Origin of the sequence: Rhodoglobus aureus (genome assembly GCF_039527955.1) — a bacterium.
Classification (GTDB): Bacteria; Actinomycetota; Actinomycetes; order Actinomycetales; family Microbacteriaceae; genus Rhodoglobus; species Rhodoglobus aureus.
The window spans coordinates 72,997-93,128 of the sequence record NZ_BAAAKW010000005.1 but is presented as its reverse complement, the minus strand read 5'-3'; the positions used below and the strand labels follow the sequence as shown (position 1 = coordinate 93,128).

At 61.1% G+C, this 20,132-nt stretch carries 20 protein-coding genes and 1 pseudogene; 9 read left to right on the top strand and 12 right to left on the bottom strand.

Annotated elements, in window-relative coordinates; translation table 11 throughout:
* Positions 1 to 1,060, bottom strand: a pseudogene (locus tag ABD112_RS14550) (integrase core domain-containing protein); the annotation flags it as partial.
* A 218-nt stretch (positions 1,061 to 1,278) separates the two neighbouring features.
* Between ABD112_RS14550 and ABD112_RS01265 the strand changes: the two are divergent.
* Together ABD112_RS01265 and ABD112_RS14545 are read left to right on the top strand one after the other, a co-directional pair.
* Complete coding sequence (locus ABD112_RS01265) at positions 1,279 to 1,533, top strand: hypothetical protein (protein ID WP_343922461.1); 255 nt, start codon at positions 1,279 to 1,281, stop codon at positions 1,531 to 1,533.
* A 337-nt stretch (positions 1,534 to 1,870) separates the two neighbouring features.
* Positions 1,871 to 1,990, top strand: a complete 120-nt coding sequence (locus ABD112_RS14545; protein WP_425563785.1) for a hypothetical protein — start codon at positions 1,871 to 1,873, stop codon at positions 1,988 to 1,990.
* Between the two features lie 9 nt (positions 1,991 to 1,999).
* Here the strand turns inward: ABD112_RS14545 and ABD112_RS01255 are convergent, their stop codons facing one another.
* Positions 2,000 to 2,311 carry a hypothetical protein gene (locus tag ABD112_RS01255; protein ID WP_343922458.1) on the bottom strand — a complete coding sequence of 104 codons (312 nt, stop codon included), beginning with the start codon at positions 2,309 to 2,311 and terminating at the stop codon, positions 2,000 to 2,002.
* A 114-nt stretch (positions 2,312 to 2,425) separates the two neighbouring features.
* Here ABD112_RS01255 and nadE point away from each other — a divergent pair, with 114 nt between their 5' ends.
* A complete protein-coding gene (gene nadE, locus ABD112_RS01250; RefSeq protein WP_343922456.1) occupies positions 2,426 to 3,250 on the top strand; it encodes an ammonia-dependent NAD(+) synthetase in 825 nt (274 codons plus the stop codon).
* 2 nt (positions 3,251 to 3,252) lie between these two features.
* Here the strand turns inward: nadE and ABD112_RS01245 are convergent, their stop codons facing one another.
* Entirely contained in the window at positions 3,253 to 5,508 is a 2,256-nt protein-coding gene (locus ABD112_RS01245) for a S9 family peptidase (protein ID WP_343922454.1), read from the bottom strand.
* 275 nt (positions 5,509 to 5,783) lie between these two features.
* Here ABD112_RS01245 and ABD112_RS01240 point away from each other — a divergent pair, with 275 nt between their 5' ends.
* Together ABD112_RS01240 and ABD112_RS01235 are read left to right on the top strand one after the other, a co-directional pair.
* Complete coding sequence (locus ABD112_RS01240) at positions 5,784 to 6,314, top strand: Abi family protein (protein WP_343922471.1); 531 nt, start codon at positions 5,784 to 5,786, stop codon at positions 6,312 to 6,314.
* Complete coding sequence (locus ABD112_RS01235; RefSeq protein WP_343922452.1) at positions 6,265 to 6,627, top strand: Abi family protein; 363 nt, start codon at positions 6,265 to 6,267, stop codon at positions 6,625 to 6,627. The genes ABD112_RS01240 and ABD112_RS01235 overlap by 50 nt, the downstream gene beginning before the upstream one ends.
* 36 nt (positions 6,628 to 6,663) lie before the next feature.
* Here the strand turns inward: ABD112_RS01235 and ABD112_RS01230 are convergent, their stop codons facing one another.
* The 5 genes from ABD112_RS01230 to ABD112_RS01210 are packed head-to-tail and all read right to left on the bottom strand — an operon-like array spanning position 6,664 to position 11,684.
* On the bottom strand, positions 6,664 to 7,407 hold the full coding sequence (locus ABD112_RS01230; protein WP_343922450.1) for a FadR/GntR family transcriptional regulator: 744 nt from the start codon (positions 7,405 to 7,407) through the stop codon (positions 6,664 to 6,666).
* Positions 7,407 to 8,195 (bottom strand): 3-oxoacyl-ACP reductase, encoded by a 789-nt coding sequence (locus tag ABD112_RS01225; protein WP_343922448.1) that lies wholly within the window; start codon positions 8,193 to 8,195, stop codon positions 7,407 to 7,409. Before ABD112_RS01225 ends, ABD112_RS01230 begins: the two co-directional genes overlap by 1 nt.
* Positions 8,196 to 8,228: 33 nt before the next feature.
* Positions 8,229 to 9,590, bottom strand: coding sequence for an aldehyde dehydrogenase family protein (locus ABD112_RS01220; protein WP_343922446.1), 1,362 nt, complete (start codon positions 9,588 to 9,590; stop codon positions 8,229 to 8,231).
* The gene (locus tag ABD112_RS01215; RefSeq protein ID WP_343922444.1) at positions 9,587 to 10,330 is read right to left on the bottom strand and encodes a gamma-glutamyl-gamma-aminobutyrate hydrolase family protein; all 744 of its coding nucleotides are present in this window, start codon (positions 10,328 to 10,330) and stop codon (positions 9,587 to 9,589) included. The genes ABD112_RS01220 and ABD112_RS01215 overlap by 4 nt, the downstream gene beginning before the upstream one ends.
* The gene (locus tag ABD112_RS01210) at positions 10,317 to 11,684 is read right to left on the bottom strand and encodes a glutamine synthetase family protein (RefSeq protein WP_343922442.1); all 1,368 of its coding nucleotides are present in this window, start codon (positions 11,682 to 11,684) and stop codon (positions 10,317 to 10,319) included. The genes ABD112_RS01215 and ABD112_RS01210 overlap by 14 nt, the downstream gene beginning before the upstream one ends.
* A 218-nt stretch (positions 11,685 to 11,902) precedes the next feature.
* On the opposite strand from ABD112_RS01210, the gene ABD112_RS01205 reads away from it, so the two are divergent.
* A complete protein-coding gene (locus ABD112_RS01205; protein ID WP_343922440.1) occupies positions 11,903 to 13,447 on the top strand; it encodes an amino acid permease in 1,545 nt (514 codons plus the stop codon).
* A gap of 117 nt (positions 13,448 to 13,564) precedes the next feature.
* A complete protein-coding gene (locus ABD112_RS01200; protein WP_343922438.1) occupies positions 13,565 to 14,425 on the top strand; it encodes a sulfurtransferase in 861 nt (286 codons plus the stop codon).
* A 104-nt stretch (positions 14,426 to 14,529) separates the two neighbouring features.
* Here ABD112_RS01200 and ABD112_RS01195 read toward each other — a convergent pair whose 3' ends face one another.
* Complete coding sequence (locus ABD112_RS01195) at positions 14,530 to 16,026, bottom strand: APC family permease (RefSeq protein ID WP_343922436.1); 1,497 nt, start codon at positions 16,024 to 16,026, stop codon at positions 14,530 to 14,532.
* A gap of 142 nt (positions 16,027 to 16,168) precedes the next feature.
* Here ABD112_RS01195 and ABD112_RS01190 point away from each other — a divergent pair, with 142 nt between their 5' ends.
* Positions 16,169 to 16,978 (top strand): acetoacetate decarboxylase family protein, encoded by an 810-nt coding sequence (locus ABD112_RS01190; RefSeq protein WP_343922435.1) that lies wholly within the window; start codon positions 16,169 to 16,171, stop codon positions 16,976 to 16,978.
* On the opposite strand, the gene ABD112_RS01185 is transcribed toward ABD112_RS01190, so the two are convergent.
* Positions 16,975 to 17,466: a dienelactone hydrolase family protein gene (locus ABD112_RS01185; RefSeq protein WP_343922434.1), complete on the bottom strand. Its 492-nt coding sequence runs from the start codon at positions 17,464 to 17,466 to the stop codon at positions 16,975 to 16,977. The two genes, ABD112_RS01190 and ABD112_RS01185, sit on opposite strands and share 4 nt — an antisense overlap.
* A 119-nt stretch (positions 17,467 to 17,585) precedes the next feature.
* On the bottom strand, positions 17,586 to 18,932 hold the full coding sequence (locus tag ABD112_RS01180; protein ID WP_343922433.1) for a glutamine synthetase family protein: 1,347 nt from the start codon (positions 18,930 to 18,932) through the stop codon (positions 17,586 to 17,588).
* Between the two features lie 108 nt (positions 18,933 to 19,040).
* Between ABD112_RS01180 and ABD112_RS01175 the strand changes: the two genes are divergently transcribed.
* Positions 19,041 to 19,748, top strand: coding sequence for a type 1 glutamine amidotransferase (locus tag ABD112_RS01175; protein ID WP_343922432.1), 708 nt, complete (start codon positions 19,041 to 19,043; stop codon positions 19,746 to 19,748).
* A gap of 38 nt (positions 19,749 to 19,786) precedes the next feature.
* On the opposite strand, the gene ABD112_RS01170 is transcribed toward ABD112_RS01175, so the two are convergent.
* Positions 19,787 to 20,128, bottom strand: coding sequence for a cupin domain-containing protein (locus ABD112_RS01170; protein WP_343922431.1), 342 nt, complete (start codon positions 20,126 to 20,128; stop codon positions 19,787 to 19,789).
* Between the last annotated feature and the right edge of the window lie 4 nt (positions 20,129 to 20,132).

The window sequence follows — 20,132 nt, the reverse complement described above, 5'->3', positions numbered from 1 at the left end:
GATTGTGAGCTCCCGCAGGATCTCTCCGGTGGCGGCGTTGATGACGGTGACGTCGAGTTCTTGGATGAGCAGTGTGACGTGGGTTCCGGCGTGGGTTCGGCCGATGCCGATGTGACGCAGGTGGCCGGCAACGCGAAGGCTGACGGTGCCAGATTTGTCGATGCGGTCGTGGCGGACTCGGTTGTGGGTATCGTCGCGTGGGGTGCTGCTGGGTGTGGCTTTGATGCTGGTTGTGTAGGCCGTGAATGGTGTTGCTCGGTGCTCTAGCGAGCGGTGTGGGCGACGCTGGTTGTATTCGTCTGCGAACTCGTCCAGCAGCAGTTGCAACTCGGTGATCGTGGTGGGTTGGCACGGTTGCGCTCGAAGCCATTTCTTGAGTGTTTGTTGGAAGCGTTCGACTTTGCCCTGAGTTTGCGGGTGATGGAGTGAACCATTCTTTTGCGTGATCCCGAGGCGGAAGAGTTCGGTTTCTAGGCTCGTGCGGCCGCCACTGTTCTTGCCGCCGGCGAGGCGCACGGTGTAAACCATTCCGTTATCGGTCAGCGTTGACGCCGGATAACCGTGCCGATGAGCGGTCTGGGTGAAGCTCCGCAGCACGATCACGGCAGTGATGCGGGCGTGTGCTGAGAGGTGTAGTGCGTAGCGGGAGTGGTCATCGAGCCAGGTGATGATCTCGGTATCTGCGCCAGGTTGCCCATAAGGGGTGCTGAGGCGGTAGTGGGTGAAATCTGACNGTCAGGATGCGGTGGATGGTGGCACGGTTCAGGGTGATCTGGTGGGTGTGAAAAAGGTGCCAGCCGATGGTGTCAGCACCGGCATCCAAACCAGCGTTGTCGAGCCGTTGTCGCAGGGCGATCACGAGCTCGATCACTGCCGCTGGTGTTGCAGTGGGGCTGGTCTGAGGGCGGCGGGATCGCGGCTCGAATGCCGCCTCTCCCTCGAGGCGCCAGCGGGTCATCAGTTTCGAGATCCACCCTTGTGAAACGCCGTAGCGGCGGGCGACTTCGGACTGGGATTGACCGGCAAGAACGGCGGTGATCACGAGGCGCTGTTTGCTCATGCCTCAGCCTGAGCGTATGCCTATGACCTGCGACAGGGTATTCCGATGTCGTGCGACACCCTATTCCTATGTCCTGCACCAGAACACTGTCCCCGCAACGAAAAGATGTTCTCAACATCGCATCTAAATCCCTCTCCTTTTTGGAGGGGGATTTTTTGTTGCTTGACCAAAGCGTGTGGGCGACCCCGTGCATGTCGTGCCCTTGTACAGTCGAATGGATGGTCGTCACCACCGCCATCCTCGCTCTGCTCGCAGTCTTCGACGTCATTCACGTCGCCTGCGGCCAGGCGGAGCCGTTGCGTATCATGGCGTTCGCAAGCGGGTTCGAGAACGAGAATGCATACAGCGCGCCGAGCGTTCCCCACAACCATTGTGGGGAGTGCGGAATTAGTGGCACCGGGGGAGTAGCGTCGTCGATTAGCTCACGCAAGCGAGACTCCTCGGCGTCGTCGTTCGGAGCATCGCCGTCATAGACGGCCCACGGGTCTTGTTCTGAGTTCCACTCTCGTGCTATCTAGTCTGTTTCCCCCGTCGAGCCCCGCTTTGAGCTCACGCTAGTTAGTGCTGATCCTCGTTTCGAGAACCCCAAAATGGCTGCACGGAAGGGTTGCCGGGAGCTGTCGCGCGGGTGCATGCTATTGCCATGATTGATGATCTCAACAATGTCGAAGCAATCACCGTCTTTTCGGATGATGTGGCGGCCTCGCGTAAGTTCTATACCGCGGTCTTCGCGGCATCCATCGTCTATGGAGATGAGGTGTCGGCGGCGCTGCGCTTACGAAAAGCGGCGTCGAACTTGTCAACGGCCCCATTGACCGACCGTGGGGTCGCCGCACTGCGGTGTTCCTCGATCCAACGGGGCTGCCCTGGGAGATCCGCACAGGAGCTCGGCTAGAGCCCGCACTCCGACTGCAGACCGCTGGCGAGTAGGGGGTCTGCCTAGTCGCCAGCTTCGTCGTGTGTAGCGCCGGTTTGTGTGGGGCGAAATGTTCCCGCGGCCGACAGGCGGTCGAGCTTGAGCAGCACGAGCGACGCAGCGATGAGCGCGGGACCGACGAAACGAATGATCCACGAGATAGTGCTGACGATTTGCACAAGCCCTTGGGCGAAGTCTGATGCGAGCGGATAGCCGATCGACTGTGCGGCGTAGATGGCGGCAGGATAAACGACAACTTCGAAGAGGAACCCCACGAGGAGCAGTCCGATGCCGACAAGAAACGCAACCTTGGGCCGAAGCAGTTGGTCAAACATCGTAAGGCTCCCTTTGTTTCGCGGCTGTTGCATTTTTAGGCTAACCCGCCGAGTGCGCGCGGTAAAGCCAAAGTGAATAATCCTAATGCCGGATGTGGGGGTTAGATTTAAGCCATGACACCGTTGCAAGCGCGCATCATCTACGACTTGAACACCCAGCCCACGATCGACGCTGCAGAGCAGGTTCGCATGCGCATCGACTTTCTCAAGGAGTACCTGAAGGCGTCGCACGCTAAGGGACTCGTGTTGGGCATCAGCGGTGGGCAGGACTCCTCGCTCGCCGGGCGGCTCTGCCAGTTGGCTGTCACCGAACTGCGTGCTGAGGGTGCTGAAGCTCAGTTTGTGGCGGTCCGACTTCCACACGGAGTGCAGCACGACGAGGATGATGCGCAATTGGCGCTCGACTTTATTGAGGCCGACCGGGAGGTGACCTTCAACATCCAGCGTGCGGTTGATGGCATCACTTCCGAATTTGCGGATGCTCTTGGCGAGCCGATCACAGATTTCAACAAGGGGAACGTGAAAGCTCGGGAGCGCATGGTGGCGCAGTACGCGATTGCGGGGCAGCTCGGCTGTCTTGTGGTCGGAACCGACCATGCGGCCGAAGCAGTCACAGGCTTCTTCACTAAGTTCGGAGACGGCGGCGCTGACCTGTTGCCTCTGACGGCGCTCACGAAGCGCCAAGGCAAGCAGCTGCTCAAGCATCTCAACGCCCCGGAGCGTCTCTATGAGAAGGTGCCGACCGCTGACCTACTCGATCACACGCCGGGCCAGGCCGACGAGGCCAACCTCGGCGTGACGTATGAGCACATCGACGGCTATCTCGAGGGCCGCGACGTGCCCGCCGACGTCGCCGTCGAAATCGAGACCAAGTACCTCAACAGCCGCCACAAGCGTACCGTGCCGGTGTCGATGTATGACGAGTGGTGGACCGAGTAGCGCTAGCGTGCTGAGGTGCGGCTCGCGTCGATCATCCACGCATAGTTGAAGGCCCGTTCGCGCCACGCATCGTAGCGACCGGAGACGCCGCCGTGGCCGGCTGCCATCTCAGTCTTGAGCAGAGCATCCGCCCCTACCTCGCGTAGTCGAGCAACCCACTTGGCTGGCTCGACGTAGAGCACCCGGGTGTCGTTGAGTGAAGTGACGGCAAGGATCGGCGGGTAGTGCGTATCGTGCACATTCTCGAGCGGTGAGTACGACTTCATGTAGTAGTAGACCTCCTCGTTGTGGAGGGGATCGCCCCACTCATCCCACTCGATCACGGTCAGCGGCAGCGAGGGGTCGAGAATTGACGTAAGCGGGTCAACGAACGGGACGACCGCAAGGATGCCCGAGAACAGTTGAGGGGCAAGGTTCGCGACGGCACCCATCAGCAGGCCGCCAGCGCTCCCGCCTTCAGCAACGAGTCGATCACTCGACGTCGTTTCGATGTCGATGAGGTGGTGAGCGCACGCCACGAAATCGGTGAAGGTGTTGCGCTTGTGAAGCTTTTTGCCGCCCTCGTACCAGGTGCGACCGAGCTCGCCACCACCGCGAACGTGGGCAACAGCGAAGACCATGCCGCGGTCGAGCAGACTCAACCGGCCGACTGCGAAGCCGGGGTCGATGCTGATCTCGTAGGAGCCATATCCATAGAGCACGGTCGGCGCGGGGGTGCCGGGCGTCACGAGGTCGTTGCGGTACACGAGCGAGATCGGCACGCGAGTGCCATCGGAGGCGGTGGCCCACTCCCGACGCTGGGTGTACAGCGCGGGGTCGAAGCGGCCAAGCACCGGCTGCTGTTTGCGCAGCAGCAGTTCGTTGTCATCCACCACGTAGTCGTAAACGATGGTGGGGGTAACGAAGCTTCCATAGCTGAGGCGGATGCTCGGCTGGTTCCATTCAGGGTTGGAGCTGAGGCCCACGGTGAAAAGTTCGTCGTCGAACTTCAGCTCGTGTGGAGTGTCTTCATAACGCCCGCCATGCTTCGGAACGATCGCGACGGCCACCCGGGTAAGTCCTTCGCGGCGGTACTCGATGGCCACAAAGTCCCGGAACGCATCCACGCCCTCAAGCCGCACGGCTTGGTTGTGGGGCAGAATTACGCGGCGCTCGCCGAGAGCATCATCAGCGGCGACACTCACGAGCTCAAAGTTGATAGCGTCTTTGTTGTGCACGATCAGCAGTCGATCTTGAGTGCCGACGACCACGTGCTCAACGTCGTACTCGACGCCAACCTCGCGCGGCCACACAACTTCGAAGTCACCGGTTGGGGTGCTCGTGTCGAGCAGGCGCGTCTCACTCGTCAGGCGTGAACCGGCCTCGATGGCCAAATACTTGCCACTGCGCGAACGACCAACGCCCACCCAGAAACTTTCGTCTGGTTCGTGAAAAACCTGGACCGCGGATGCCGCCTCCGTGCCCAGTTCGTAACGCCAGACGGTATCGGGCCGCCACGCGTCATCGACCGTCGTATAGAAGGCGTAGTGGCCAGAGACATCCAGCAGCGCACCTGAAGCGGTGCCGGGGATCTCATCGGGAAGGTCGTCGGCGGAACTGAAGCGGGTGACTGTTTCGTCGGTTGCTGCCTCGGCGGCTGCGGTGCCCGTGGTCGAGGCAGGGGAGTCGCCCAGCTGACGAACGCGCAGCGTGTAGCGCTCGTCGCCCTCGACATCCACGCCATAGAGCAGGAGGGTTCCATCGTCGCTGAGGGAGAAACTGCCGAGGCTGTAGAAGTCGTGGCCCTCGGCTTCGACGTTGTCGTCGAGGAGGATCTGCTCGCCGGGGAGGGTGATGGCAGGCGCGGTTGCGTTGTCGCCGGCCGCCGCGTCATCGCCTGCGGTTGTGCCTGCTGCAGACTCAACCTCGGGTGCAGCAATCGTCGGCGGAGTCCAATCGTCAGCATCCGTGATTGGCGCACGGCAGTGAATCGAGTACTGCTTGCCTTCTTCGGTGCGGTTGAAATACCACCATTGGCCGCGGCGTACTGGAACGCTCAGATCGGTCTCTTGAGTGCGGGCTTTGATCTCTTCAAAGATCTGCTCCTGCAGCACGCTGAGGTGGCTCGTGCGTGCCGACGTGTACGCATTCTCGGCATGGAGGTGCGCGAGGGTATCGGGACTCTCTTTGTCGCGCATCCACTCGTAATTGTCGACGTAGTGATCGCCGTGGTGGATGCGTTCGGTGGGAACCTTCGCGGCTTCTGGTGGCGTGAGCATGACTTCAGCGTATGCCGGATTTCTGCACAGCGTGGGTGAACGGACCGAGGGTGCGCTTGAGAGCAGGGCTGGGGAGAGTCGCTGCAGCAAAAGTTGTTAGATCATATTGTGTGAAGCGCAATGACTGACTATTCTGGATACAACATGACCGGTTCCGCCTGCTTTTGCAGGTCCAGGGCCGGTCTTCATTTTTCTGGGCGAGGGTTCTGTTGCCAGCCAGTGTGAAGATTTTCAAGTCTTATGATGCGCAACTTGATCTTCTTATTTCCCGAGGCATGAATGTGGGATCGCGCACTGAGGCGATCCAGCACCTGCAGCGCGTCAACTATTACCGCCTCAGCGGATATTGGTATTCCTTCCGACAACTGGGCAACGGTGCTCGACAAGATACGTTCTTTGTAGGCACAAGCCTTGAGGATGTCATGAAGCTTTACGATTTCGACGCGCGATTGCGAACGACAACCTTTGACGCTCTCGCTCCAGTCGAGCTCGGTGTGCGGGCTGCTCTTGGTCATGCTTTGGGGGAGGTCGACGAGTGCGCTCATCTGAAACCGGAGCTCCTCAACGTGAGGGCTTCACGCGGAAACGATTACAACTTCTGGTTGCGCAAGTACGAGCGCGAGCTGGTCAGGTCCCACGAAGACTTCGTTTCGCATCATGAAAACCGATACGGAGGGACTCTTCCCATTTGGGTTGCAGTCGAGATCTTGGACTGGGGGATCGCTGAGGTATCTGTTTGGGTTCTCGCCGCGATCGGTGCAAGATCGTGTCGCCGACGTTTTTGGACTCAGCGCTCCCCAGTTTGAGTCGTGGATGAAAGCGCTCGAGATTGTGCGCAATGCTTGCGCGCATCATGGGCGACTTTTCAATCGCGTCTATACGAAGACTCCGAAGCTGCCTGCACTCGGACGATTCCCTGACCTCGACAATGCAGGCCTCAGCATGAACAGAACGTTCGGGCAACTCACGCTTATTCAGCACATGCGAGAATCGCAAGGAATCAGAAGATCGCGGTTGCTCCCCTCAGTTCTGAAGACCTACCCAGTGCTGAAGGCGCTGCCGATCAGCCATGTGGGCGTGCCTGATGATTGGGAAGCATCATCACTTTGGGCGGTCTAGACGCCACCACGTTTCGAATCGACTCCACGCGAGGCGCTACTCGAGGAACCCGCGCAGCAGTAGCGCCGTGCCCGCGAGGTGCTCGGTCATCGCCTGAGCGGCGGCATCCGGTCGGCCGGTGAGGATCGCGATGGCGATTTGCTCGTGCTGAGTGTTGGAGTGGGCGATGTTCGGCCCGAGCGAGGGGATGTTGTCGAGCAGCTCGTTGACGCGCATCCGCACATCGGCGATGAGCGGAGTCAGCGAGGCCGACCCGGCTAGCTCACCAACCATGAGGTGGAAGCGCGAATCAAGACGGCGGTACTCCTCGTCGGTCGCTTCGTTCGCCTCGACGAGGCTCAGCCAGAGCAGTTCGCGTTCGCTGGGAGTGAGGGCGCGGCCGGCCGCGTGACGCGCGCCACCCACCTCGAGGATCTCGCGCAGGGTGAGCGTGTCTTCGATGACTTCTGGGGAGAGGTTACGAGTCGGCGCTAGCGCGTCTTCTTGGTCGGTGCCGGGGAGGTGCGTCGGCAGGACCTCGCTGACGAAGGTTCCCCCGTATCGACCGCGCCGGGAAACGAGGTAACCGGCGTCGCTGAGGGAAGCAATAGCTTCGCGCACAGTGTCACGACTGACGGCGAGCATCCCAGCGAGCTCACGTTCGGCAGGCAGGCGTTCACCCGGCCCGACTAAGCCGAGGCGCACCGTCTGCAGGAGGCGCTGAACGGTCTCCTCAAATGAGTTGCCGCCGCGCACAGGGCGCAGCAGCAACTCACCGTTGAGCCCGGCTGGTTCTTCCATTACAGAGGCGTTGTGTAGGCGGAGCTGATGCCGCCGTCAACGATGAACGTTGACGCGGTGATGAACGAGGAGTCATCGCTGGCCAAGAATGCAACCGCGGCCGCAAGTTCCTCTGCCTCGGCGAAACGTCCCATGGGGATGTGTACGAGACGACGAGCTGCGCGCTCGGGGTCCTTCGCAAAGAGTTCTTGAAGCAGGGGTGTGCTCGTCGGGCCAGGGCAGAGTGCATTGACGCGGATTCCGTCTCGGGCGAACTGCACGCCCAGCTCTCGGCTCATCGCGAGCACGCCACCCTTGGAGGCGGTGTAGGAAATCTGGCTGGTTGCCGATCCCATAATGGCAACGAAGGAGGCCGTGTTGATGATTGACCCCTTCCCCTGCTTGACCATGTGCCGGAGAGCGGCACGGCAGCAAAGGTACACCGACTTAAGGTTGACGTCTTGCACCTTTTCCCACGCTGGCAGTTCCGTGGTGACGATTGAGTCGTCCTCGGGAGGCGAGATCCCAGCGTTATTGAACGCAATATCGACTGACCCATAAGTGCTGGCTGTGGTGTCGAACAGTGCGTTCACCTGTTCCTCATCCGTCACGTTGACCTTGATGAAGTGTCCGCCAACGAGTTCGGCAGAAGCGAGGCCCGTTGTCTCGTCCATGTCGCCGATGATGACGGTTGCGCCCTCGGCTGCGAACCGTCGGGCGGTGGCGAGACCAATTCCGCTCGCTCCGCCGGTGATGACGGCGACTTTGCCGGCGAGACGCTGGGTAAGGTCAATAGGGGTGATGCTCATTCGATGCTCCTTGAGTGAAAAGGGGTGGGGTTGTCAGTCGACGGCAATAAAAACGTTCTTAGTTTCGGTAAAGTTCAGCGGTGCATCGGGGCCGAGCTCGCGCCCGAGGCCCGATTGCTTGAAGCCGCCGAACGGCGTGGAGTAGCGCACGGACGCGTGCGAGTTGACCGACAGGTTGCCCGCCTCGACTCCGCGGGACACTCGGATTGCGCGGCTGATATCCCTCGTCCAGATGGAGCCAGACAACCCGTACTCGGAGTCATTGGCCAGCTGCAACGCATCGGTCTCATCGTCGAAGGGGAGCACGGTCACGACGGGTCCGAAGATCTCCTCAGTCACGCAACGGTCATTGCGTGACTGAGGAGTCAACACGGTTGGCGCGAACCAGTAGCCCGGGCCCTCTGGCGCAGAACCCCGGAACGCGACGGGAGCGTCTGCCGGAACGTACGACTGCACTGAAGCCAAGTGCTTCGCCGAGACCAGCGGACCCATTTCGGTCGCTTCGTCGCCAGGGTCTCCCACGCGCACGCCGGCAACAGCGGGTTCGAGGAGTTCCATGAAACGGTCATAGGCGCTGCGTTCCACGAGGATGCGGCTGCGGGCACAGCAGTCTTGGCCGGCGTTCTCGAACACTCCGTACGGTGCCGCAGCAGCAGCTTTCTCCAGATCGGCATCGGCGAAAACGATGTTGGCGCTCTTGCCGCCGAGCTCTAGCGTCACCCGCTTCACCTGGTCGGCGCATCCGGCCATGATCTGCTTGCCCACGGCGGTCGACCCGGTAAACACGACTTTGCGCACAGTGGGATTGGTGACGAATCGCTCGCCCACAACGGAGCCCTTGCCAGGCAAGACCTGGAACAGGCCCTCAGGCAGGCCGGCTTCGAGCGCGAGTTCGCCCAGACGGATGCTGGTCAGCGGCGTCCACTCGGCGGGCTTCAGCAACACGGCGTTGCCTGCCGCGAGTGCTGGGGCGAAACCCCAGGCCGCGATGGTCATCGGGAAGTTCCACGGAGTAATGACACCGACGACGCCGAGGGGTTCGTGGAACGTGACGTTGATGCCGCCCGCCACGGGAATTTGCTGGCCGAACATCCGCTCGGGTGCTGCCGCGTAGTAATTAAGAACGTCGCGCACGTGGCCGGCTTCCCAACGAGCCTGCGAGATCGGATGACCGGAGTTGCTGACCTCCAGTGCGGCAAGGTTTTCGAGGTCTCCGTCTACGGTCTGCGCGAAACGACGCAGCAGCAGAGATTTGTCTGCGGGGGAGACCTGCGCCCACGCCTTTTGTGCGACGGCGGCCCGGGCGATTGCCTCGTCCGTGGCCTCGATGTCGAGCAGATCGACAACGCCGATCTCGGTCTCATTCGCTGGGTTGATGACGGTATAGGTGCTCACGCGAGAGCCTTTCGGTAGTGTCGGGCCGCATCCACTAGGCCCTCGAACAGTCGGATGTCTTCTGGTGCTGCCTCCGGATGCCACTGCACGGCAACCCCGAAAGTAGCCGCCGGCAGTTCGACAGCCTGAATCACGCCGTCGCTGGTGCGCGCCGAGACAACGAGTCCGTCGGCGAGGCGGTCGATGGACTGGTGATGGTACACCGGGACGACCAGCGGTGCAGGCTGGCCTCCGAGCATCGCTCGAGTGAGCAAATCCCCTTCGAGCTCGACCGGCACGTGGTTGAAGACTCCACCGCCAGCCTGATACCTGGTGTGGCCGACGATGTCGGGGAGGTGCTGGTGCAGGGTGCCGCCGAGGGCCACATTGAGCACTTGCGCCCCCCGGCAAATGCCGAGGAATGGAAGGTCAGCATCGAGCGCCTGGCGAAGGAGCTCGTCTTCCCACGCGTCACGGTCGAGACGAGGTGCGTCCGTGGTCGGGTGGGGTTCTTGGCCGTAGCGAGCCGGGTTGAAATCCTTGCCGCCGGTGATGATCAATCCGTCGAGTCCGTGGAGCACCCGGCGGGCGATCTCGGGGCTGACGGGCTGGGGTGGAAGCAGCACCGCGATGCCGCCGGCCCGCGTGACGGCCTCAAAGTATGCTTTCGGCAAGAACGCTGCCGGAACATCCCAGACGCCGGTCTGGGACTGCTCGAGGTAGGTGGTCAGGCCGATAAGGGGCCGATCAGAGACGTTCAAAGCCGCGCACCTTTTCCCAGTCGGTCACTGCGGAGTCGTAGGCTGCCAACTCGATCGCGGCGTTATTGAGGTAGTGGTCGACTACTTCGTCGCCGAACGCTTCGCGGGCGAATGTCGACGCCGCGAACAGCTCCGTGGCTTCCCGCAACGTTGCCGGTACGCGGGCGACGTCGCTCGTGTAGGCATTGCCCGCGTAGGCATCCTCAAGCTCAAGCTCGTTATCGATTCCGTAGAGACCGGCCGCGATGAGGGCGCTGACCGCCAGGTACTGGTTGACGTCGCCGCCGGGCACGCGGTTCTCAACCCGCATTCCCAGGCCCTGGCCAACCACACGCAGCGCGCAGGTGCGATTGTCGAGACCCCAGGCCAGCGCGGTGGGGGCGAAGCTTCCCGGAACGTAACGCTTATAGGAGTTGATGTTCGGTGCAGAGAAGAGGGTCAGCTCACGCATTACGGCGAGCTGGCCAGCAATGAAGTGACGAAACATCTTTGACATGCCGTGTTCGGCATCTTTGTCGGCAAAGACTGCAGTGCCATCTGTTCCGCGAAGGCTGATGTGAATGTGGCAGCTGTTGCCTTCACGCTCATCGAACTTCGCCATGAAGGTGAGGCTCTTGCCGTGCGCGTCGGCGATCTCTTTCGCGCCGTTCTTGTAGATCGAGTGGTTATCGCAAGTGTCTAGTGCGGATGCGTACCGGAATCCGATTTCTTGCTGGCCGAGGTTGCACTCGCCTTTGACGCCTTCGCAGTACATTCCGGCACCATCCATGCCGTTGCGGATGTCGCGGAGGAGCGGTTCCATTCGGGTCGAGGCCAACACGTTGTAGTCGATGTTGTAATCGCTGGCGGTGGCCAGTGCGCGGTAACCCTTCTTCCACGCCTCCCGGTAACTGTCATCGAAGACGATGAATTCGAGTTCGGTGGCGACGAAGGTGTCCAGGCCACGCTCAGCGAGGCGCTCGAGCTGGGCCTTGAGGATCTGACGGGGCGAGGGTGCAACGGGTGATTCGTCGTGCCAGCGGAGATCAGCGGTGACGAGGGCCGTGGCCTGAAGCCAGGGCGCACGACGAAGAGTGGCCAGATCGGGGAGCATGACCATGTCGCCGTAGCCGCGCGACCAGCTCGACATGGCGTAACCGTCAACCGTGTTCATGTCCACATCGACGGCGAGCAGATAGTTGCAGCACTCCGCGCCGTGAGAAGCGGCATCTTCGAGGAAGAGTCTCGCCGAGAGGCGCTTGCCCACCAGACGCCCCTGCATATCGGTGAACGCCACGAGAACCGTGTCGATGGCGCCAGTGGCGACGTCTGCTGAGAGTTCTTCGAGCGTGAGGTTTCCGGAGCCGTGGGTCATGAATTTCTCCTCATTGAGACGGTCAAATGGTGCGCTTTCCGACCATTAGATCACAGATGAGTGGATGCTGTCCCCACAATTATCGCGGCCACAGGGAAAATTTATGCTGATTATGGGTAGTCAGCAACCATTGATACCCGTATAGTCGTCGCAGGTATTCTCACAGCGTTGTGTGGCCGACCCGTCGGCGCGCGCAACCAGAGCGCAAAGGAAACAGGATGTCCAAAGACACGCTGAACGTCTCCGGGGTGAAGTACACCACGGCCGAGGCCGGGTACTTCGAGAAGCGCACCCTCAAACGCACCGCCGGGATCTGGGGCCTCTGGGGTCTCGCCGTAGCAGCGGTTATCTCCGGGGACTTCTCCGGCTGGAACTTCGGCATCGGCTTCGCCGGCTTCGGAGGAATGCTGATCGCCTTTGCCCTGCTGGTCTTCATGTACTACGGCATGATCTTCAGCATTGGTGAGATGGCCTCGGCCATGCCACACACGGGAGGCGCGTATTCCTTCGCCCGAGCAGCAATGGGACCGTGGGGCGGTTTCGTCACCGGCCTGGCCGAGACGATCGAATACGTCGCCACCACCGCGGTCATTGTCTACTTCTCTGCGTCCTATGCGGATGGCATTACCAGTGAGCTTCTTGGCTTCTCGCTTCCCGCGCCTGTCTGGTGGTTGATCCTGTACGTCGTATTCATCGGACTCAACTCCGCCGGCGCCGCCATCTCTTTCAAATTTGCTATCACTGTCGCAATCCTGTCGATTGCTATCCTTCTCGTCTTCTCGGCAATGGCGGCATTCTCGGGGCTGTTCAGCTGGGATAACCTCTTCGACATCGCTCCTGACCCCGGCCAGTCGGCGTTCTTGCCTCACGGCGTGATTCCGATCCTGTTCGCCCTTCCCTACGCGATGTGGTTCTTCCTCGGTATTGAGGAACTCCCGCTCGCCGCTGAAGAGGCGCACAACCCCGTTCGCGACATCCCGAAGGCTGGATTGATTGCCCGCACCACTCTGATCATCACGGGTCTGCTGGTGCTATTTCTCAACACGGGCATTGTCGGTGCATCGAAGACCGCTGAGTCGGGCGAACCTCTCCTCGACGGCTTCCGTGCGATGGTCGGCGACCAGGCCGCGGCGGCGCTCGCATTGTTCGCACTGGTCGGGCTGCTCGCGTCGCTGCAGGGGATCATGTTCGCTTACGGGCGCAACATGTACTCGCTCTCACGGGCTGGCTACTACCCGAAGTTCCTCTCGCTCACCGGTAAGCGCCAGACTCCCGCCGTCGCACTGCTCGTCGGTGCCATCATCGGATTCGTGGCACTCGTGCTTGTCGATTCGCTCGGTGGTGCAGACGGTGTTGCGGGCGCGATCGTGCTGAACATCGCCGTCTGGGGCGCGGTAATCGCCTACGTGCTGCAGATGGTCTCGTTCTTGATCCTGCGCAAGAAGTTCCCGAACGCCAGCCGTCCGTACCGCAGCCCCTGGGGTGTGCCCGGTGCGATCATCGGCGGTGTTCTCTCGCTCGCGATCTTCTTCGGGTTCTTCATCAATGAACCGGCTCGTCCGGCCATTGCCGCGATCGCCGTTGTCTACATCGTCATGCTGGTCATCTTCGCCCTCTACGGACGCAAGCGACTCGTGCTTTCGCCTGAGGAAGAGTACGCGATCTCCGGTGGTCTGCACGGAGATCCACAAAAGGACGGCTATGGCGGCGCTCTCGAGGAGGAACTCCTCGCTAGCGACGGGCGCGACGAACCCCGTAGCTAACTAGGTGTTGTGTTCCCATCGGCCGTTGTCACTTGGTCGGTGGGAACACAATTTAACGGGCATAAAGCGTCTGCGGCGAGTGCGATCATTGAGCTACCCCAATGATCGGAGCCTCGGATGCCTCACCCCCTCGTCGCCGCGAACGAACTTGCTGCGCTGCTCAACGAAGCCGCTAGCGGGGGAGCACCCGTTCGGGTTCTCGACGTGCGGTGGAGTTTGGGCGGGCCCGCAGGGCTTCCTTTCTATGAAGGCGGCCACATTCCGGGTGCCGTGTATGTCGATCTCGACACCGAGCTGGCCCGTCACGCCGAGCCGCACGAGGGCCGTCATCCGCTGCCCGCAACCGACGATTTCCAGAAAGCCGCGCGCAGCTGGGGCCTCAACGACGGCGAAACGGTCGTCGTCTACGACAACTGGAGTAGCCTCGCCGCAGGCCGCGCTTGGTGGCTGCTGCGCTACATGGGCGCCGCGGACGTTCGGGTGCTCGACGGTGCACTGCCCGCCTGGACGGCGGCTGGGCATCCGCTGGCCGCAGGCTCAGACGATATGACGAGCGTCACCCCGGGAACGATCACGCTGAGTGCCGGCCACGAACCGGTGCTCACGGCCGACGACGCTGCTTCGCTCGGGGAGACCGGTGTGCTTCTGGATGCGCGCGCGGGCGAACGCTACCGCGGCGAGACGGAACCGATCGATCCGCGTGCCGGGCACATCCCCGGCGCTATTAGTGCCCCGACCTCGGGCAACTTGGATGACACGGGTCACTTTCTCGATGCGGCGACGTTGCGTGAACGCTACGAGGCACTCGGTGTCAGCGTTGATCGCGCGGTCGGGGTGTATTGCGGTTCGGGCATCACTGCAGCACACGATGCACTCGCCCTGACTGTTGCAGGCTTCCGCCCGGCGCTGTTCCCCGGCTCGTGGTCGGCGTGGGCGAATCAGCCGGAGCGTCCCGTCGCGACTGGCGCAACTCCCTAGCTGCCATACGCCGGGAAGGCCTGGCATTTCCCGCGGCCGAACGCCACCACCCGTTAACGCCGAAGGGCCCCGACACCGCAGTGTCAGGGCCCGTCGAGTGGGGTTTAGGAAATTTCATCCCGAAGCAGGTTTTCGTTGACGTTCTTGCGAACCAGCGACACGATGTAGCCGATCACGAGAACGATGAACGGTGAGAGCACAAGGAACCAGCCGAAGGCGTTCAGTCCGAATGCGGTCACCGTGGGGTCGACACCAGCGTTGAGTGTGAGCTCGCCAGCGAGCAGCCCGAAGCGTGACATCAGCAGGTACTCGGCGAGCACCAGGCCGATGAAGGCCAAGATCGGCGCAATCATCGTGACGAACACATTCTCGGTGCCCTTGTTCTGCAGGAAGAAGCGGATGATCGCAATACACACGAGCGCTTCAATCAGCACGATGGCTACGACCGCGAGGCCGCTGAACCAGAAGAACATGTTGCTGATGGGGTCGAGCTGGAAGACTGCGAACAAGATCATCACGATGCCGGTAATGACCGACACGATGATGGATGCACGGCCGGGGGCGCCGCGACCATTCACGGTTCCTGCTGAACTGGCGATCACGCCACCTCGGCCGAGCGCGAACAGGTAGCGGCTTGCGGCGTTCTGGAATGCGAGCAGTCCGGCGAACAGGCTCGACAGCACGAGGATGCCCATAACCGTAGCGAGCCACGGGCCGACATATTCGCTCGCGAGTGAGAACAGCACGGCAGCGGGGTCTTCGAGGCCTGCCGAACGTTCGAGTGTCTGATCGATAACGTTCGATGCGCCCATTCCGGTGACGAGGGCGAATGCGGTGAATGCGAAGAGCACCGTGATGACGCCGACGGCGAGGTAAGTCGCGCGGGGGACTGCACGCTTCGGGTCTTTGCTCTCTTCACCGTAAATTGCTGTTGCTTCGAATCCGATAAATGAGGCGAAAGCGAAGGCGAAGGCGATCCCGGCGGAGCCGGCAAGGCCACCGGCCAGAATCAGGTCAGGCGAGAACGATGCTGCCCAGTTGAGGCCCTCTGGGCCACCATCTATGAGGATTGCGACAGCGGCGATGACGAGCACGGTGAGTTCCGCGAGCATCAAAACACCGAGCAACTTAGCTCCGATGTCGACGCGCAGCAGAGACAGTGCGGTGACGGCTAGCCAGGCTAGGAGAGTCCAGCCCCACCAGGGGAGGAGGCCAACTTGTCCGGCCATGACGCCGCCGAAGAATCCGTAGATGGCGAGCTGAATCGTGAGGTACGCCAGAACGGAAACGAATGATGCTGCGATTCCGGCGTTGCGGCCAAGCCCGCGGCCAATGTAGGCGAAGAACGCTCCTGTGTTGGTAACACGTTGGCTCATCGCGGCATAGCCGACACTGAACAAGAGAAGGATGATGCCCGCAAAGAGGTAGGCACCGGGGGCGGCGGCTCCGTTGCCGAGCACGATTGCGACGGGAACTGCACCGGTCATGCCGACCAGGGGCGCGGCTGCTGCCACGACAAAGAAGACGATTCCGATTACGCCGAGTCGCCCTTTGCGTAGGGTCCGATCGGAGCTTTCCTGGGTTTTTGGGTCAAGCGCCATAGTGAAACTCCTCATTGAGTTCTATATCAATTCGTCCGTATCCGAACGAGTTGAGTTAAACAATGGCGAAGACAGGGTGTCTTAGTCAAGTGATTGAGGAAATTCATTTGGATACGAACCGTTCTGGGCTACACTCTGGCGCATGACCGAACTCAAAGGATTTCTTCCTCCACTCACTCCGCAAGGGTCGAGTTCGCTCGTGCCTGAGATGCCCTGGTACTACTCGGGAACGCTACTCACTGTCGAGTATCTGACCGATCCAGCCAACGTACGCGCGATTCTTCCGCCCGATATTGATCTTGCTCCTGAACAGCCCGGTGCTGTTGCCATCGTCTGGGCTGACTGGCAGTCGTGCAGCACTGGTGGCCTAGAACTGCTCGACCCTGTGCGGGCCCAGTACCTCGAAGCGTTCATGGTGGTGCGCTGCTCGTACCAAGGGACCGTGTATAGCCGTTGTGTCGCCATCTGGGTGAACAAAGACTTCGCGATTGGCCGTGGTTGGTTCCAGGGTTACCCCAAGAAGCTCGGCAACATTGCTGTCACACGGGTGTTCAACCAAGGCAAGGCAACGCCCAAGCTCGAGAACGGCGGCCAATTTGGTGCCTCAATCGCGGCCTACGATCACCGTCTCGCCTCCGCGGTTGTCACGTTGCGCGAGCCCGCCGAGAGCAACGGTTTTGTTAACGGGCACAAGATGCTGCACAGCCGTTTCATGCCATCCATCAGCAAGGATGCTGGCATGTCGCTCGACCAGCTCATCACCATGGGCGGCACCGACGTCGAGATTGGCCAGACGTGGAAAGGCGATGCAGAACTGCACTTGGGCGACTCCCAGTGGGACGAACTGCACTCGATCCTGCCGGTCGAAAAAATTCTCGGCGGCTACTACCGCGAAATCGGTGTCACCTTCAACGGTGGCGACCTAGTGGAAGACCGCTCGAACGCTATCTAACCGACGTCAGCGCACAGAAAAGCCTCTCCGATTCGTTCGGCGGGGCTTTTCTCATGAGTCGGCGGTAAAGCATTCCTGCGGACGGGCTGAACTAGGCCGGGGGAGAGGCGCAGAACGGCAGCACGCGCGACCACAGCAGCTCCGTGGACTCTGCGTCGAACTCTGCAGGTAGCGAGCTGTCGGTGAAGAGGTGGCCTGCGCCGGGGTAGTCGAACACCTCGACGGATGCCCATGCCGCCTCCGTTGGAGAATCCGGCCGCGATGAACCCATCGGGCAGGTGCGCTACTGACTGCGCGGCGAGGCCCATGAGCGCCGGGTAGCCAATCGCTTCCGCGAACTCGCTCGCTTCGTCATACGAGTCGAACGTGAGGCCGTCGTACTGGTCGACGGCCGTGACGTCGTGGCCCTCAGCGCGCAGCCGTTCCGCTGCATCGTGAAATCCGGGTCGCGCGCCAAGTAAAGAATGAAATAACGCGATGTTTGTCATGAACTTAGTGTGCCCCCGACGACTGACACTCTGCCAAGAGATAGCGCAGAAGTCCCGCCGAATTGTTCGACGGGCCTTCTGCGAAAATCGCCCGCGGGTGTCACGCGAGCGTGCGCGATTTAGTAGTCGGCGAAGTACTCGTCGATCTCCCACTGGCTCACATCGCGGGTGTTGTTGTCTGCGACTGAATCTTCGTAGCGCCTCACTTCGTCACGCTTGAGCACGCTGAAGACGTCGATGATGGTGTTGCCCATCGCGTCGCGCATGACTGTGTCGGAATCCAGCATGTCTAGGGCGGCGCTCAGGCTCATCGGGAGGATGGGGGCGGAGTTGTCTTCGTAAGCCCAGCCTGCGACCGGTGCTGGGGCTGTGAGGCTTCGTGTGATGCCATCAAGCCCGGCGGCCAGTACGGATGCGATCAGCAGGTAGGGGTTCGCTGCAGCGTCGCCGAGTCGTATTTCCAGTCGCGTGCCGGCGCCGCGCTCGGGTGGTACCCGCAGCATCGCGCTGCGGTTGTCGTGGCCCCAGTTCGCTCGGTAAGGGGCGAGGGTGTCTGGGCCGAGGCGCTTGTAGGCGTTCACGGTGGGGTTCGAGAGTGCGGCGATTGCTCCCGCGTTCTCGAGGATGCCCGCAATCATGTGGTTGGCGATCTCAGAGAGACCTTGCCCGCCATCCGACATGATGTTGTTGCCTTGCTGATCAACGACGGAGAAATGCAGGTGGAATCCGCTGCCGCCTTCGTCATCCCACGGCTTGCCGACGAAGAGGGCGTGCTTTCCGGTGTGGGCAACAATGTCGCGCACGGCGGTCTTGAACAAGAAGGTTCGGTCAGCGGCATCCAGTGCTTCGCTGTGCCAGAGATTAATTTCGTATTGCGATGGGCTGAATTCGTGGTTGCCAGCAAAGACGCCAATATCCATGCCGTCGAGCATGCGCATGAGGTTCAGAAACTGGCCGCCGGGGTCGACGCTTTCGCCGGTCGTGTAGACGCGGCCGGTGCGGCTGAGGCTGCGGCTCCAGCCATTTTCTTCGTCGTAGTTGGCGATATAAAACTCGAGTTCTGGGCCGAGGGTCGGGGTGAGACCGAGCGCTGTGTACTGGGCGATCACGCTTTGCAGCACTGAACGAGGCGCGACCTCGCTGACGCTGTGGTCGGGGTTGAACGCATCGCCGACGACCATCGCGACGCCGGGTTCCCACGGCATCATCGTGAGAGTGTCGGGGTTGATTTGCGTGAGGAGGTCGGGCAGACCCGATGTCATGATGTCGTTGCCGTCGAGCACATCGCCGCCGGTGGTCGTGACCCACACACCTTGACAGAACATTGGAGACTTGGTGTGGTGAAGCTGGCTGACAAGAAGATCCTTGGAGCGCGTGATTCCCAACACATCGGGGAAAATCAGGCGCAGAACATCGATCCCTTTAGCCTGCAAGTCTGCTTGTAGAGCTGGTATGTCGAGAGTCATTCTTCCTCCGAAAATAAATCGTTCGGCACTGAACGATTAGTGCGATACTAAGCCACACAGCGGTGTAGCTGTCCACTCCTCGCAAGAATTTACCCGAAAGGTATACAGATGAGAGCGCTTTTGGTGCAGCACGATCACGTTACTGCGAGCGGGCCAGTGGGCGATCGCCTGCGGGAACGGGGCTTCGAAATCGACGAACTCATGGTCGTCACCGAAGAGAACTTTGAGAACCCCAATGTGGAGTTCGAGTTTCCGGATGTCTCCCAGTACGACCTCGTCATCCCCATGGGCGCGCCGTGGGGTGCCTGGGATGACGCCTGCATCGGCCGTTGGTTGGCCCCCGAACTTGAGTGGGTTCGTAAAACAATCGAGGCGGACATCCCGGTGCTCGGGATCTGTTTTGGTGGCCAACTGATTGCTCGCGCGCTTGGCGGCACTGTTACCCGCGGTGTGAAGGCCGAGATCGGGTGGACAGCGATCCACAGCGACGACACTTCTCTGGTCTCCAATGGCCCCTGGTTCCAGTTTCACTACGACCAGTGGACGATGCCCGAAGGCGCCGTCGAGATCGCCCGCAACCCTATTGCGCCGCAAGCTTTCACCTATGGTCGCAGCCTTGCTGTGCAGTTCCATCCCGAACTCAACACCGCCATCCTGAAGGGCTGGCTCGACCAGGGTGGCATCAACGAAGTCATCGCTGACGGTCAGAACCCCAAGATCATGCTCGCCCAAACGCGCGCTGAGGAGGGCATCGCAGGCCAGCGCACAGCCGGCCTAGTAGATGCCTTCCTGGAAAAAGTCGCGAAGCTCGGCTAACACCGCGCGAAGTTTGGGTAGCACCCTGCCAAGCTCGGCTACAGCTGTTGAGCCTTCACGACCGTGAGCAAGATCACCGAGTCTTCGAGAGCATCCACGGCATGAACTTCGGTCGGGATCGGCAGCAGGTCGCCTAGTTTACCCTCCCAGGAGTTGTCGGCGGATCGCAGCGTGATGTGGCCCACAAGCACCTGCAGGGTGGCTTCACCGGGGCTGGAGTGCTCTGACAGGCCTTCACCGGCGCGCAGCGCCATCAAAGTTTGACGCAATTGGGCGTCGCGGCCACCGCAGATGGTGAGAGCGCTGCGGCCGTTGTTAGACGCGACAGCGCTCGCTAACTCGGTTGCCGCCAACTCGGTCAAAGAAACGGTCGTGTTCATCTCG